The sequence below is a fragment of the Streptomyces sp. NPDC027663 genome (assembly GCF_055566415.1).
Genome location: NZ_JBVHSK010000012.1, coordinates 16,196 through 30,791, shown reverse-complemented (window position 1 = coordinate 30,791; position 14,596 = coordinate 16,196). Strand labels below are relative to the sequence as shown.

Below are 14,596 nucleotides of genomic sequence, written 5' to 3'. Positions count from 1 at the left end.
TCGTGGTGTCCCGGTCCGTCAGTGCAGTGGAGTTGCCGATCAGGCCGATGTGAAGGAGCACAGACATGACGAACCCCCAGATCTCCCGGATGGCGAACCCGGCCGAGTTCGTCCCGGAGCTGAACGACGTCAGCGCCGCCCTGTTCCGGGCCACGGGCAACCGCTCCGTGCCACGCACCACGATCAGCCTCGTCCATCTGCGGGCCGGACAGATCGTCGGCAACACCTACCTGACGACCCTGAACACCGGTTTCCTGCGGAAGGCCGGGGAGTCCGAGGACCGCATCACCGCCGTCTCCTCCTGGCAGGACGCCCCCTGCTTCAGCGATGCCGAACGCGCCGCACTGGCCCTGGTCGAGGCCACCCTCCAGCCGGCCCCGGCCGGCAAGGAGCGCGTCGGCGACGAACTGTACGCCGAGGTGGCGCAGCACTACGACGAAAAGGCACTGGCCACCCTCACCATCGCGATCGGCCAGATCGGCTTCTTCATCGCCCTGGCCGTCATCGGCAAGCCGCAGCCGGTCGGCTCTCTGGCCGACCAGCAGTGGGACTGACCCGACCCCTCCCCAGCCGGACACGTCCCGCACCGAGACCGGCGGGGCGGATCCTAGCGGGGCGGGGCGGGCCGGCCCAGGGGCAGGAGGTACTGGACCGGCTCGTCCAGGTCGTCCAGGCCGAGGAGTTCGTGGGCCAGGTCGTCGTGGAGGCCACCGAGCGGCAGGGTGGCCAGGCCGAACGCCGCCGAGGTGAGAAGCAGTGTCTGCGCCAGGTGGCCGGCCTCCAGCAGGCCCAGCCGCAGCGCCCGCAGGCCGTAGCGGCGGCGCAGCAGGCCTAGGTCGAGGTGGACCGCGAGCACCGCGGGGGCCTCGTCGATGCCCACCGCGTCCGGGTCGTCCGCCGGCCGGGACAGGTACGAGGACAGTGCCTTCAGTTCGGCGACGGTCGGCGCCGCGCCGATGGGCAGCAGCGCACGGCGCTCCGGCACGCAGTGGTACGTGCCCGCGGCCAGCCCCGCGACGTCCAGCGCCACCAGGCGCACGCGCACGCTGTAGAGGGCACCGGCGCTCGGGTACGGGCGGTGCCGGAGGGCGCGTACGGTGCCGTCGGCGAGCGGCTGCTGCGTCGCGTGGCTCTCGGCGTACGCGGACCACAGCACCCCGCCCAGGGTCCCGGCGTCCAGCGGCCCGTACAGCGGGCCGCGCACGGAACTGCGCCGGCGCAGCGCCTCGGCAAGCGACAGCTGAGGCAACGGGTCTGCCGGCAAAGGGAGTTCTGCCGAGAGCCGGGCCGCCGAGGGGTCCGGCGACGGGGGCAGGTCGCGCAGCGCGGTTTCCTCGGACCGCCCCACCCGGAACTTGCTGCGCTCCAGGTACTGGTAGTCGGCGGCGCGGTGCCCGGCGGGGAAGAACCCGGGGTCGTCCTCGGTCTCCAGCAGCGTGCGGGCCGCGAGGCGGCAGACGGCCCGCTCCTCGTCCGGGGTCACACCCAGCCGGTTGAACAGCATGTGCAAGTGGGAGGCCCACACCCAGGGCACCCGGCGGGCGGCCTCCCGCGCGGACACGGCGCTGCGCAACCGGGCGTCCGCGGCGCCGACCCGGCGCGCCCACTCCGCCAGCCAGGGCGCGGCGGTGCCCGCATCGAGGGCGGCGCGCAGGGCCCGAGCGCGCAGGACCAGCCCCGGCCGTTGTACGGCGAACACCGAGTTCACCCGGGAGTGGACGGCGACGCCGGGCAGTGGTTCCACCTCGGTGATCCAACGCCAGGAGGCGGCGTGCCGGCGCAGCCACCCGGAGGCCGCCAGTTCGTCGAGGCCGAGCGCATGCGCGGTGGCGTGCGCGAGGTCGAGTGCGAGCGGAAGCCGGTCGGCACGGTCAGGGTTGGCGCGCAGGGCCTCGACGGCCGCGCGAGTGGAGTGGACGAACACCTCCTCGGCGAGGGGCAGGACGGCGGGGCCGCCGTACCGCTCGGTCTCCGGTGTGTACGGCACCTCGCGCACCTCGCCGTGCCCGGACGGCCAGGGGCCGGTGAACTCCGCGGGCCGGGCAGCCGCCAGCTCCGTGAGCGTGTCGGCAATTCCGGCCGCCGCGCCGGCGGGCAGCGGGCCCCGGAAGCGGATCCGCAGGTGGGGTCCGCCCTCGCCGTAGCGGATGAAGAACCAGGCGGCGCCCGGGCCGGCGGTCAGGCCGTCCATCAGCGGGGCGAGGTCGTCGGTGACGAACGCGTCCGTCGCCGGGCCGCCCGTGTGCAGGGCGAGGTGGAGGCTGTGCCAGGGGTGTCCGGGTCCCACGGACGCGGCCCCGGACTCGGCCGGGCGGGGGTGGGGGCGGGCGGTCGTCATCGCGTCCTCACGGGAAGGGGTGGGGGTCGAGGGGCAGTTCGTCGCGCCGCGCCGGCCGGGCGGTACGGCCCAGCCGGCAAGGCACCTCCAGCAGCCGGTCCAGTCCCGCGGTACGGCGGTTGACGTGCCCGAAGGTCATCGGAAGCGTGCCGGGGACGATCACCTTGGCGCAGTGCAGACCCAGCCGGTCCCGTACGCCCGGCTCGTCCTGCGTGACCGCGATGACCTCCAGGCCCTCGGCGGCCAGCCGCTGCACGGTCCGCTCCAGCAGCAGCGTCAGGTCCGTCACCGGCTCGGGCGCCCCCGGCCACCGCTCGTACCACGGCGCCGCCGCGGCGTCCGCGAACAGGAATTCCAGCCGGGCCGCCGCCTCGGGCAGCGCGTTGAGGCCGACGTGGTCGTCCAGGTCCAGCACCAGTTCGGGGCGCTCCAGCATCGGACGCAGCCGCTCCGGGTCCCGGGGACCACCAGGAACCGAACGGCGCGCGGCCTCCTGGACGTTGGTGACCACCTCGGCCACCGCCGAGCGGATCGCCACCCGGGGGTCGTGGTGGGCGCCGGCGGCCACGAACGCGCGGGGCGCGTCGGGATGCGTGCCCTCGTAGCGGCAGAGCGAGATCACCGCCGGGACGCCCAGGTCGTTGGTGGCGTCCAGCAAAGTCAGGCGGTACCGCAGCAGCGCGGCACGGTCGGCCAGGGCGGTGACCTCCGGGTCGTCGTCGGGGACGGCGACCCGGGGCAGCGGGGTGCGCGCGTACCAGGCCATCAGGAAGGCGTCGCGTTCGGCGACCTCGAACAGCCCGTACAGGACGGCCTCCTGGGGGCTGTTGCCCAGCCCACAGCCGTTCGAGGACTCGTACACCACCCGCGGCCGGTCCGGCCCCGGTACGTCCCAGTACGCCACGTGCTCGGGCACCGCCAGCACGCGTCGCTCGGTGAGCGACCAGCCGTACACCCAGTCGAGCACGAGGTCCGGGGAGTACGGGACGGTCCGGCGGGCGGGATGACCGTCGAACTCGGGATCCGGCAGACCGAGCCGGACGGGGTCGAGAACGGCGTGCTCACCGGCGGTGGCGAGGCGGGAGTGCTCGCGCGCGGTGGCGAGGTCGGCGTGCTTGCTTGCGGTGGTGAGGTGGGCGTGTTTGTCGGCGGCGGCGAGGTCGGCGAGCTTGCTTGCGGTGGCGAGGTGGGCGTGTTTGTCGGCGGCGGCGAGGTCGGCGCGCTTGCTTGCGGTGGCGAGGTCGGCGTGCTCGGCCGCGGCGACGAGGCCGGCGTACGAGGCGCGGACCACGGTGCGGCGGCCGGTGGGTCGCATCCCGGCGAGCCGCTCCACGCTCTCGAAGAGGGCGACGCGTTCGCTGGACCGGAAGTCGCCCGACCGGCCGTAACCGCCGTCGTCGAGGGAGCGGCCGTCCGTCACCCAGGCGGTGGTCAGCGCGAACGCGGAGTCCTCGGTCCTGAAGAGCCGGCGCACCGGCCCGAACCGCTCGTCGTGCAGCTCCGCCCGCAGACGGTCGGTCGTGGTGCGGCCGTTGTGGCCGCGCAGCACCGAAGAATCGGGCAGCGGCCGCGGCTCGGCCGGCAACCGGGCGCCGACCGGCGAGTCGTCCGGCAGCGGCCGGCAGACCGGGCAGCCGCCGACCGGCCGGATGCGGTGGGTGGACCAGGTGTACCGGTCACCCTGGAGGATGTGGACGACGGCCCGGTCGTCGGTCCTGATCGAGTTGTCAGCCGTGATCGGGTCGTAAGCCGTGATCGGGTCGTCGGCCGTGATGAGGTCGTCGGCCGTGATGGGGTTGTGGGCCGTGATGGGCTTGTCGGCCGTGATGGGGGCGTCGACGGTGATGGGGTCAGGGGCGTCGGGGGTGGGTTCGAGCGGGTGAGCCGTCAGCAGCTCTGCCGCCAGCCGTAGCGTCGCCTCGGCCAGCGGCGGGGTTCCGGTGCCGCCGAGCGCCAGCCGCGGGCTCTGCCACGGCACGCGGCCGCCTGCGGTGGCCAGCCGCTGGTACTCCGCGCAGCCGACGCAGGCCCGCACCCCGGGGTGGAGTACGGGACCGATCACGGTCAGCGCTCCGTCCTCACGCACCGGTACGAAGCGCACCGGGTGGGCCAGGGCGTGCCGGCTGAGCTGCTCAGCCAGACCGAGGTCCCATGTGGTCAGCCGCACTACGGCGGTGCCCTCGACGGTCGCCATCGCCGCCGCCGGCGTGAGGACGGGGACGGAGGCAGGAAGGGAATCGGGTACGGACGCAGGAAGGGAACTGGAACCGGAGGCAGGAAGGGGGAGGGGGTACGGGTCGGCGGTGTTCAACGGGGGCCTCCCGATCCGGTCAGGACCGTGAATCCGGATGCACGCAGGGCGTCGGCGAGGGGGCGGTGGCCGGTGTCTCGCCAGGGGGTGGGGCGCAGGCCGGTCAGGCGGTACAGGGTGGCGTGCAGGGCCGGCTCCCGGGCCGCGATCCCGGCCAGCCAGGCGTCGGTCCAGCCCTCGTCCGCCCAGCCGGCCGGCTCGATGCCGGCTGCGGCGAGCGGGGCCACGGCGCCGCTGAGAGAGGTGTGCCGCGCCCGGTCCGGCGCGTGCTCCGCCGCCATCGCGCGCGTGACCGCGTCGAGGGCGGCGAGGGCCACGGCGTCGGCCGCGGTGGCCTCGACGGCGCGGCTCACGGTGCCGGGGACGGCGTCGGTACCGGCCGAGGTCGGCCGGACCCGGACGACTGCCATGTGGGCTGCCGCAGAATCGAGTTGGCGGAGCGTCAGCTCGGCGGATCGGCCCATGCGCCGGGTCAGGACGGTCCACCAGTGGCGGGCCTGAGGGTGCGTGAGCCAGGCGCCGTCCGCGATGCCGACGGCGACCGGATCCACCTCTGCAGCGGTGGAGGCGGCTGTCGGCACGATGAGGTCGAGCGCGGCGCGGCGCAGTGCCCGGCCGCGGGCGTGTTCGGGGCTCGCTCCGATGACTGGGACCGACGGGCCGTCGGCGAGGGTGAGTTCGGCGGCTCGGCAGGCTGCTTCCAGCCGGGCCAGGTCCGCCCGTACAGCGCCGGCGACCAGCAGACCCGCCGGGGTCCGGCAGGATGCGAGCGACGCGGGGAGTTGTGGCAGGTCGCCGGGCAGCGGTGTGTCGAGCACGCCGAGCCGCGGGTCGCCCAGGGCCGTGACCCGGCCCAGGGCCTCCGCGAGGTCCGGCGCGGGCGGGGCGTCCGGCCTCCGGCGGGCTGGGCGCGGGGCTGCGGCCCATGGGTGGTACGTCGCTTCAGGCGGCTCGGCCCGCGCCACCAGCACGGCCGGATGCCCGGCCGTTGCCACGGCGGAGGCGTCCTCGTGCGCGGCGGGGTCGGGCAGGCGGGCGACGGCCGCGAGCAACCGCCCGGCTGCGGCACCGGCAAGCAGCGCGACCTGCGCAGGGGACGGCGCCCCGACAACGACAGCCGCCCGCGACGGCGCCACGGCACCGGGGGTCACCTCGGACGGTGCCTCGCTTCCGGCGGGCACCTCGGACGGCGCTTCGGTTCCGGTGGGTTCCTGGGACGGTGCTTCGGTTCCGGTGGGTTCCTCGGAGTGCGCTTCGGTTCCGGCGGACACCTCGGAGGGCGCTCCGGACGACGTTCTCGACGGCACTCCGGACGACGTCCTCGGCGGCACTCCGGGCGATATCCTCGGCGGTGTTGCGTCGGGCGTTCTGAATGGGGCGCAGGGGGAGGCGGCGGTCGGCGCAGTGGTTGGCGCAGCGGTCGGCGGCGTCGACACCGGCCGCCCAGTGGCGGGGCCGGACGCCGCCCCCGGCGGTGAGCCGGCGGCAAGGCGGGTGGCAATCGCGGCGGCGTCGCAGCGGGCGCGGTTCGGGGGCCCGGGCGCGGTGACGAAGCCGCCGTTCGCGTCGCAGGAAACGGCCAGTTCCACAGCCCCGGACGGTGCGTCGGCCGAGACCACGGCCCGGTCGGCGGGCAGCCGGGCGTCGGTGGCGACTTGCGGACTCGCGCCGGCGCGGCGGAGGGCGCGTACGAGACTTGCGGCGAGCGGACCCTCGGGGTCCGGTACGGCGACGACCGGTCGCGCGCTCCGGATCGCTTCAACCGCCTCGGCAGGGTGGGCGGCCGCTGACCCCGGCCAGGGCGGGAGTTCGACGCCGTCCGGGTGCTCGACCAGCAGGTCGTGCTCGCGCAGTCGTGCCGTGAGCGTGGCCAGGGCGACTTCCACCCGCGGGTCGGCTTGACCGCCTTCGGCGCGCTGCGCCCGGCCACCCCCAGCGTGCTGCGCCTGGGCACCAGCCGCACGTGCTTCGGCCTTGGTCTCTCCGGCGGCAGCCGAAATCCGGTCGTCGGCGGGCGTTCCGGCGTCGGCCTCCACCCGTCCCCCGGCCCTCGCCTCCTCTCGGACCTGTGCGGCGCCGTCGCCCCGCTCCCCGCAGTCCGGAGTGAGCCGCTCCGAGAGCAGCTGCCACAGGGCCGGCAGCGCGCGGCTGCCCTCCAGCGTGACGACGGCGCCGCGGCTGCGCAGGTGCAGCCCCGTGAGCAGCGGGGTGACGGCCACACCGGGCCGCAACCGGAGCTGTGGCCCCAGCCCCGGCCCCGGCGTGGACGCGGGCGCGGACGCGGGCACGGGCACGGGCACGACGGGAGTTTCGGTTGCCGGCGGTGCAGGCGAGACGGCGGCGCCGGGCGCCGTCGGCTCGGCGTCTCCACCCGGCGCCGGGGGCGGGGTTTCCAGGTCCGGGGTTTCCGGGTCCGGGGCTGACGCGGCGCTGGGAGCGGTGGTCATGACGTGCCCTCCACCGCCGCGATCACCTCGTCGATGCGGCCCTGCCAGGTGTGCCCGGTGAGCGTCGGAACCGTGCGCACGACCAGGTGCGCGGCGAGGTACCGCTCCACCGGCCGTACGTCGCAGATCGCGAACAGCCGGTAGAGCGCGTTCGTACAGGCCCGGTAGATCAGATAGTCGGGCCGGCTCCACATCGTCCCCTGCGGGTCGGAGCGGCGCAGCCGGCGGTGGAACTCGCTGTATCGGGTGCGGACATCCTGGTTCCAGCGGTCGGCCACCGTCCGGTCGCCGAGCGCCGCGGCCCGGTCCCGGTACTCGAGGGGGTCGCCGGCGAAGTCCGCGCCCGCAGCGAACCGCTCCGCCGCGATGCGCCACGCCTCGGCGGACCAGTCGGCCCAGGCGCGTTCCCAGCCGGCCGCCCCGCCGTCCGTGATCCGCCCGACCAGAGCGGTCACGGCCGGCCCAGTGGCCCCCCAACGGCGTTCGAAGGCCGCCCGCAGCCGCCCGTCCGGGTCCTCGTGGACCAGGAAGTCCTCGAGATGTGAGACGAACGAATAGTGACCCCCGATCAGACCCTCCGGGTGCGCCGCGGAGTGTGCGGCCAACGCAGCGACCGCGAGCTGCACACGGGCGGCGGACGCGTCCCCGTGCTCGCCCAGGAACGCGCACCCGGCGTCGAGCGCCGGCAGGCCGAGCGTCAGCAGGTCGTCGCGGAGCCTGACTCCGTCGGCCCCGATCAGGGCGCGCACGGACGACTGGTCCACCGGTTCGACGCGTACCGTGCCGTCCGGTACGAGCGGGCCGTACGGCGGGGCGATCAGCTCGGCGCGGCCGGCCACCGCGGCCCGGGCGAGGAGTTCCTCCTCGGTGGCAGAGCTGGCCGAGGGGTGGCCGGCGGCCCAGGTCCGCAGGGTGGCCGCGGTGCGCTCGGCCGCCGCTGCCACCTGGTCGGGTGCGCCGCGCAGCCGCAGCCGTACGTGCGGGCCGTGCAGCCAGTGGCGCTCGACGTGCACGGTCAGGCCTTCGGCCGCGGCCCGCCGCGCCAGTGGCAGCATCGCCTCGTGCAGTATCGGGGCCTTGTCCTCGCGGTAGTCGTACAGGACGACATCGACGGCCGCGGCGGAGCGGGGCGCGGCCGCGTCCAAGGATGCGGCCGGCTCCAGGTAGGCAGCCGAGTCCAGGACGGCAGCCGGTCCCAGGGGCGCGGCCGGTTCCCAGGGGGCAGCCGGACCGAGAGAGGCTGTCGGCTCCTGGGCCGCGGCCGGGTTCAGGGCCACAGTCGACGGGGCGGGGCCGTCCGGGGCGTTCATCGGGTGTCTCCTCGGCGGGGTACGGGCGGGGCGGCGGGCCGGGGCGCGTTCCGGCCGGCCGTGTGCGGGCGCGCCGGGCGGTAGGTCTCGACGACGGACTCGACGGCACGGGCGGGCTGGTCACGGCCGCCGAAGGCGGGCAGGGCCTCCTCCAGGACGACTCCCTGGTGATGGCGTGCCAACCAACTGGCCAGGCACCGCAGATGCAGGACATTGCCCAGGTCGAGCGCCTGCGGCTTGGGTGCCTGCAGCCGTGCGACGAAGTCGTCGACCGCGCGCCCGGCCGGGGGCCGCGGAGCCGGGTGCAGAAAGAGCTGCTCCGGAAGGTCGAGCAGGGCCCGCCAGCGGGCCACCGCGGCGGCCGGTACCTCCCCTTCCTCCGCGGCGAGGTCGGCGCGCAACGCGTCGAGCGTCCCCGCGCCGAGGTGCCAGCGGCGCCGGGCCAGCACCAGGTGGCGGTGGCGCAGCCGCGGCGTACGGACCACCTGACCGCCCGGCGCCGTCATGGCGTGCCGCGGCAGCAGCGGGCGGAAGTCCACCACGCCCGCGGGATGGTCGGACAGGAACGGCCCGAGCCGTTGCGGCAGCATGAGCGGGGCGAGGAAGCCCAGGTAGAGCACGTCCAGCGGCTCGCCGGTCGCGCGCACACGGAACCGCAGCCGGTCGGTGGCCGGGTCGTGGACGAGATCGAGGTCGGCTTCGGCGAAAGCGGTCCGGCCGCGGTCGGACCCGATCTCCTCGGCGAGCAGCAGCGGATGAAGATTGGCGTTGAACCCGCCCACCGGCCGGATCTGGGCCGCCCGCGCGCCCGCGCCGAGGCCGCGCCGGACGCGCTCGCCGACCGAGGCCGCTGCGCCGGCCGGGAGGGCGTCGAGGAAGCGGCTGGTGAACCGGCCCCAGCCGCCGTAGACGTGGTTGACGCACAACAATTCGCCGTCGTGGGCGCGTTGGACGAAGTGGGAGTAGCTGAGCGGCCTGGCGGCCGTCCAGTCGGGCAGGCGGGCGGCGAGGGCGCGGACGGGACCGGCGGGCAGGACGACCTCGGGGGCCGTTTCCCCGGCCGGTCCTGCAGCCTCTCGTACCTGGGCGGTGAACTCCGCGCGTAGGCATGCGAGTTCTACCAGCCCGTGCGGAAGTTCGGGGTCGTCGGACCGGCGGCCCACGAGGCGGCCGGCCTCCTCCCAGGCGGCGGCCGTGCCGGCGCCGAAGTCCCACGGATCGCGGCAGACGCCTCCCTCCCCGTACCGGGCGACGAAACGGTCCCTGGCCACCCGGCTCATCACGTGTCCGAGGTCGAAGAGTTCGGCCAGAGAGGTGAGTTCGGTGAGCGCGGCATGGTCGGCAGGGGTGAGCGGGTCGTAGCCGGTGGGCCGGTCCTCGTACGGCGGTTCCGTGATCCGCCCGCCCGCATCCGGTGAGACCGGCGCACGGCGAGGGGACAGGGGAGCGGGGGCGACGGCGTCCTCGGTGAGGACCGTCAGCGGGGCCGAACCCTGCGGGACGGGCCGGCCGGTGTCGGTGAGCAGCTCGTGCCAGCAGTCGGCCAGACCGGCGAGCAGGGCGGGGCGCTCGGTGGCGGGGGTGTCCGCGAACCGCCGTGTGTCATCGGCGAGTCGGGTGATCCGGTTCGCAAGGGCGGCGTCCTCGGGCCACTGACGCAGCCACGCGGCGAGCGCGCGGAGCGGGGCGGGGTGCTGCGGGTCTACGGGCTCCGCGGGCACGAGCAGGCCCGAGCCGGCGAGCCGGTCCACGAACCCGGCGACGGCGGAGTCGTCCGCCGCGCGGCCAAGGTCGGCCGCGAGCCGGGCGGTCAGCGTGTCCAGGAGGAGGGGGCCGCCCGCGAGGGCGGCGGCCAGCGTGTCCAGCGCCGGGCGGGCGGCCACCTCGACCTCGTCCTCGCGGGTGACCAGGTACCGGCCGCCGGCGAACAGCTCCTCCGCGCGGGCGAAGCGGGCCCGTCCGCCGGCCACCGCCGCCGTGCTCGTCATGCGGTGGGGGAGGGTGCGGCGGCGGCGCGGCTCGTCGAGCAGGGCGGCGGTGAGCGCGGCGACGAGGGTGCGGTTCTCCTTCACGACGGACGTCAGCTGCGTGGCCGGCACCGGCTCGGGCGCCGGCCCGGAGGTGACCGCGGCAGCCGTGGCGGCGGCCGGCTCGGCCGCCCACCCGACGGCGGTGAACCACGACAGCGGACTGGTCTTGGTGCTGGCCCGCAGGGCGTGCCGCAGGACCGAGGGCTCCTCCTTGCGCGCCCGCCGCCCGGTCTCGCCCCGCCCGGCCCTGCTGACCGCCCGCAGCAGGTCGGCGCTGGTCAGGGCAACGGCCCGGGCGAAAGCGGGGGAGCGACAGAGGTCTGCGAGCGCGGCGCGTTCGGCGGTCAGGGCGGCCGGAACGGCGCCGCCGAGCTCGTCGAGCAGCCGGGCCCGCAGCTCGCGCAGGGCGAGCCAGTCGGCGAGCCGCGGTACCCGTTCGGGAAGGGTGCCCAGCCGGCCGAGGAGAGCGGGGCGGGGCTCGCGGCCGTTGTACAGGGCGCGACGGAGCGGAAGGACCACTTGACGGTGGAACTCCTCGTCGTGGCCGGCGCGTGCCGCGAAGAGGTCGTCGCAGAGGGCGGCGCGCAGGGCGGCGCCCTGGACGGCCAGGGCGGTGAGCCGGGCGAGCAGAGCCCGCGCCTCGGCGCCGGGGGCGGACTCGGCGGGGTACGGGAGCACGGTCGTACGGACGAGAGCGTACGGCGCCGTCCGCTCGTACGGGTGCGCCGGGTCGTCGCGGTGTGCCGGACCGAGCTGATCGACCTCACCGTACGCGTCCGCGGGGCTGTGCGTGGTGGTCTGGTCGTGGCGGTCCGCCGGGCTGTACGTGGTGTGGCCGTGCGGATCCGCCGGGCTGTGTGTCGTGGTGTGGCCGTGCGGATCCGCCGGGCTGTGTGTCGTGGTGTGGCCGTGCGGGTCCGTTTGATCGGGCGGCGGCATGCGCGCCGGAGCTGTCGGCGGGGCGAAGTGCGGCATGACAGGGCTCCTGGCATACGGCTCGGAGGGCGGGCGGGATCGGTGGAGCGGACACGGCTGTGCGGACGACCTCAGCGCACCGGCTGCGGGCGTGCCGACCGGACGGCCTCAGCGCACCGGCTGCGGGCGTGCCGACCGGGCGGGCATGCGGACCGGGCGGGCATGCGGACCGAAGGGGAGATCGGCGCACCGCGTCGGCTCGGTGAGATGGGCGGGGGTCGTACGGCAGGCCGGGCAGGTCTGGACGAGCCGGCCCGCCGCACGGGAGCCGTAGCCCACCGGCCTCGTGGACGCTAGGCCGCGAGACCGCGAGCGGACTAGTACGGCATGTCGGGCAGCCTCGGCTGGGCGCACGAGGAGGAGCCGCACGAGCAGGAGCTGACTCCGCCCGAGGCGCCCGTCTCGGGCAGCGCGACGGTGTCCCGCAGGGCGGTGACGGTCAGTTCGCCGAGGTCGAGGTCCTCGAGGGCGAGGAGGTCCTCGCGATGGTCGGACATACGGAGCCTCTCAGTTCGAAGGACGAGGTTCGGGACGGGCGCGGAGTCAGAGGACGACGGGCGTTTCCACCTGCGGCTGCGCGCACGACGACGAGCCCTGGCATGAACAGGAGCCCCACGAGGCGCCGTTCTCGGGCAGCGCGGCGGTGTCGCGCAGCGAGGTCACGGTCAGGTCGGTGAGGTCCAGGTCCGTGTCCAGGGCCAGGTCCTGGAGCTCCAGGGCGTCCTGCTGGTTCGGGGTACGGGACATGACGAACTCCCTTCGGAAGAAGGTGAAGACCGGAACGCGCCGCCGGGACGGCGGCGCGGAACATGCCGAAAGAAGGGCATGTAAGCATTCCGCTCGAAGCCGGAGAAAAGGCCCGAACGGTCGTTCGTCGTACAGCAGCGAGTTTGGGTCCCGGGGGAGGTCGGCAGCAAGGCCAATCCGTACATTGGCCTGTTGTGTTCATCCCGGTTCGGTGCGTCTTGTCATGTCGCGATGCGGCGGTACGGCCGCGGTTGGACTGGTCGATCGTGAAGACGGCGTGGAGTTGTGTGCCCTTTGTGGGGTGGATCTTCCCCGAATGGCCAAGCGCCGCATCGGGGCTCCGGCAAGGGGACGCCGAGCCTCCGCCGACCAGGTGTCGGCAGCTTCGGGCACCTCGTGCGGGTCCGGCCGCGCGGAGGCGGCACGCGTCGCGTTCATGAGGGGTGCACTATCGGTCAACTTCCGCGCCGGAGAGGGGCCCGGAGTCGTCCGGGATGGACTGCATGGTTGCCGGAGGCTTCTTCTTCGGCCGTCTCCGACTGCATGGTTGCGGTAGTCCCCGACTGCCTGGTTGCGAAAGTTCCCGGGTGTCTCGTTGCGGAGGTCCCCGGCTACCTGGTTGTGGAGGTCCCCGGCTGCCTGTTTGCGGATGCCCCCCGCTACCTGGTTGCCGGCGGTTTCTTCTTCCCTTCTTCCAGGGGTCGGCCCCGCACTCGCGGGCATTGCGGACTCATGAACAATCCTCAGGTTTCTGTGGACTCCTCCACGCGCCGCTCCTAGGGTCACGGCGGCGCGACCACCCACCCTTCGCCCCCGAGGAGCCGCATGACCCGCCAGACACTCACCCGTGCCCTGGCCCTCGCCCTGGCGGTGACCGCCGGGACGGCCATCACCGGTCCCGCACCCGCGCACGCCGACCCGATACCCGAAGCGCCCGGACACCGGCTGGTCGACGCCTACACCGGCGCCCCCGCCACCGCCCAGCCCCTGCCCGGCGCCCGGCCGCCGCAGAATCCGCACCTGGCCGCCGACGGCCGCAGCGGCATGCACGCGGACAGCTGGGGCAGCGCCACCTACCCATGGTCCGGCCCGCTCGGCGACCACCCGCAGACCAGCAGCGAGCGCATGGCAGTGCTCGGCGGAGAGTGCGCGAACGTCACCTTCGACCGAGCCGGCCGCATCGTCACCGTCTGCGGCACGTTCACCGGCTTCCTGGTCAAACTCCTCGCCCCCGCCACTCTCGAGACGCTGGCCGAGTACAAGCTGCCGCAACGCCCGTCCACCGTCGAGGCGATCACCCGGCTGGACTTCTCCCGGATCTTCAAGGACACCTCGGGGGGTGCCTACTCCTACCTCGACCACGAAGACCGTCTTGTCCTCGCCGACTCGCGGCAGCACATCGTCCGGCTGGCCCACCAGCAGAAGCCCGACGGATCGTGGGAGTTCACGGTCGACGCGGACTGGGACCTGACCGGGCAGATGCCGCACGACTGCGTGTCCTGGACCAACCTGTTCCCGAGCGGGGAGTGCGACCCGGTCACGTCGGTGATGCCGGACTGGGCAGGCCGGATCTGGTGGGTGACCCGGCAGGGCCGGATCGGCACCGTCGACCCGACGTCGGGCGCCGTCCGATCGATCCGGCTGGACGGCGAGGAGATCCAGAACTCCTTCTCCGTCGCCGAGGACGGCGTGTCCATCGTCTCCGACCACGCGCTGTACGAGTTCACCGCCGCGACGGACGGCACCCCGGACATCGCGTGGCGGCAGACCTACGACCGGGGAACCGGCACCAAGCCCGGCTCCGTCAACCAGGGCTCCGGCACCACCCCCGACATCTTCGGCCCCGACGGCAAATACGTCGCGATCACCGACAACGCCGACGACCGCATGCACGTCAACGTCTACCGGCGCGAGGCCGGCAACCCTGAAGGCCGGCGGCTGATCTGCTCCGTACCCGTGTTCCGGCCGGGGGCGTCCACGACGGACAACTCCCTGATCAGCTGGGGCAACTCCCTGATCGTGGAGAACAACTACGGCTACGAGAACGTCACCTCGCTGACCTTCGGGCGCAGCGTCGCGGGCGGGGTGAGCCGGATCGATGTCCGTGCGGACGGCGGCGGTTGCGACACCGTGTGGGAGAGCAGTGAACGGTCCCCGTCCGTCGTACCGAAGTTGTCCACCGCCAACGGCCTCGTCTACCTGTACACCAAGGAGCCGAACCGGCTCGGCATCGATGCCTGGTACCTGACCGCCGTCGACTTCCGCACCGGCGCCACCAAGTGGAAGCAGCTGATCGGTACCGGCGTCGGCTACGACAACAACTGGGCGCCCATCACCATCGGCCCCGACGGCACCGCCTACATCGGCGTCTTCAACGGACTCGCAGCCGTACGCGACACCCACTGACCCGCCGCCCGGAGCCCGCCCCTCGCCCGTGA

The 14,596-nt window shown here is 74.4% G+C and carries 9 protein-coding genes; 2 read left to right on the top strand and 7 right to left on the bottom strand.

Annotation, left to right across the window (positions count from 1 at the left end; translation table 11 throughout):
• Nucleotides 1–65 precede the first annotated feature (65 nt).
• The gene (locus tag ACZ4SF_RS27425) at nt 66–554 is read left to right on the top strand and encodes a carboxymuconolactone decarboxylase family protein (RefSeq protein ID WP_468389112.1); all 489 of its coding nucleotides are present in this window, start codon (nt 66–68) and stop codon (nt 552–554) included.
• Between the two features lie 53 nt (nt 555–607).
• Here ACZ4SF_RS27425 and ACZ4SF_RS27420 read toward each other — a convergent pair whose 3' ends face one another.
• From ACZ4SF_RS27420 to ACZ4SF_RS27390, 7 genes are all read right to left on the bottom strand, one after another.
• On the bottom strand, nt 608–2,338 hold the full coding sequence (locus tag ACZ4SF_RS27420) for a thiopeptide-type bacteriocin biosynthesis protein (protein ID WP_468389111.1): 1,731 nt from the start codon (nt 2,336–2,338) through the stop codon (nt 608–610).
• A 7-nt stretch (nt 2,339–2,345) separates the two neighbouring features.
• A complete protein-coding gene (locus ACZ4SF_RS27415) occupies nt 2,346–4,532 on the bottom strand; it encodes a TOMM precursor leader peptide-binding protein (protein ID WP_468389110.1) in 2,187 nt (728 codons plus the stop codon).
• A gap of 113 nt (nt 4,533–4,645) precedes the next feature.
• Nucleotides 4,646–6,949, bottom strand: coding sequence for a DNA polymerase III subunit gamma/tau domain-containing protein (locus ACZ4SF_RS27410; protein ID WP_468389109.1), 2,304 nt, complete (start codon nt 6,947–6,949; stop codon nt 4,646–4,648).
• A gap of 143 nt (nt 6,950–7,092) precedes the next feature.
• Entirely contained in the window at nt 7,093–8,406 is a 1,314-nt protein-coding gene (locus tag ACZ4SF_RS27405) for a hypothetical protein (protein ID WP_468389108.1), read from the bottom strand.
• Nucleotides 8,403–11,411, bottom strand: coding sequence for a lantibiotic dehydratase (locus ACZ4SF_RS27400; RefSeq protein ID WP_468389107.1), 3,009 nt, complete (start codon nt 11,409–11,411; stop codon nt 8,403–8,405). The genes ACZ4SF_RS27405 and ACZ4SF_RS27400 overlap by 4 nt, the downstream gene beginning before the upstream one ends.
• Nucleotides 11,412–11,728: 317 nt before the next feature.
• Nucleotides 11,729–11,908 (bottom strand): thiazolylpeptide-type bacteriocin, encoded by a 180-nt coding sequence (locus ACZ4SF_RS27395; protein WP_201836582.1) that lies wholly within the window; start codon nt 11,906–11,908, stop codon nt 11,729–11,731.
• A 46-nt stretch (nt 11,909–11,954) separates the two neighbouring features.
• A complete protein-coding gene (locus ACZ4SF_RS27390) occupies nt 11,955–12,158 on the bottom strand; it encodes a thiazolylpeptide-type bacteriocin (RefSeq protein ID WP_468389106.1) in 204 nt (67 codons plus the stop codon).
• An 825-nt stretch (nt 12,159–12,983) separates the two neighbouring features.
• Between ACZ4SF_RS27390 and ACZ4SF_RS27385 the strand changes: the two genes are divergently transcribed.
• A complete protein-coding gene (locus tag ACZ4SF_RS27385) occupies nt 12,984–14,564 on the top strand; it encodes a hypothetical protein (protein ID WP_468389105.1) in 1,581 nt (526 codons plus the stop codon).
• Nucleotides 14,565–14,596 lie beyond the last annotated feature (32 nt).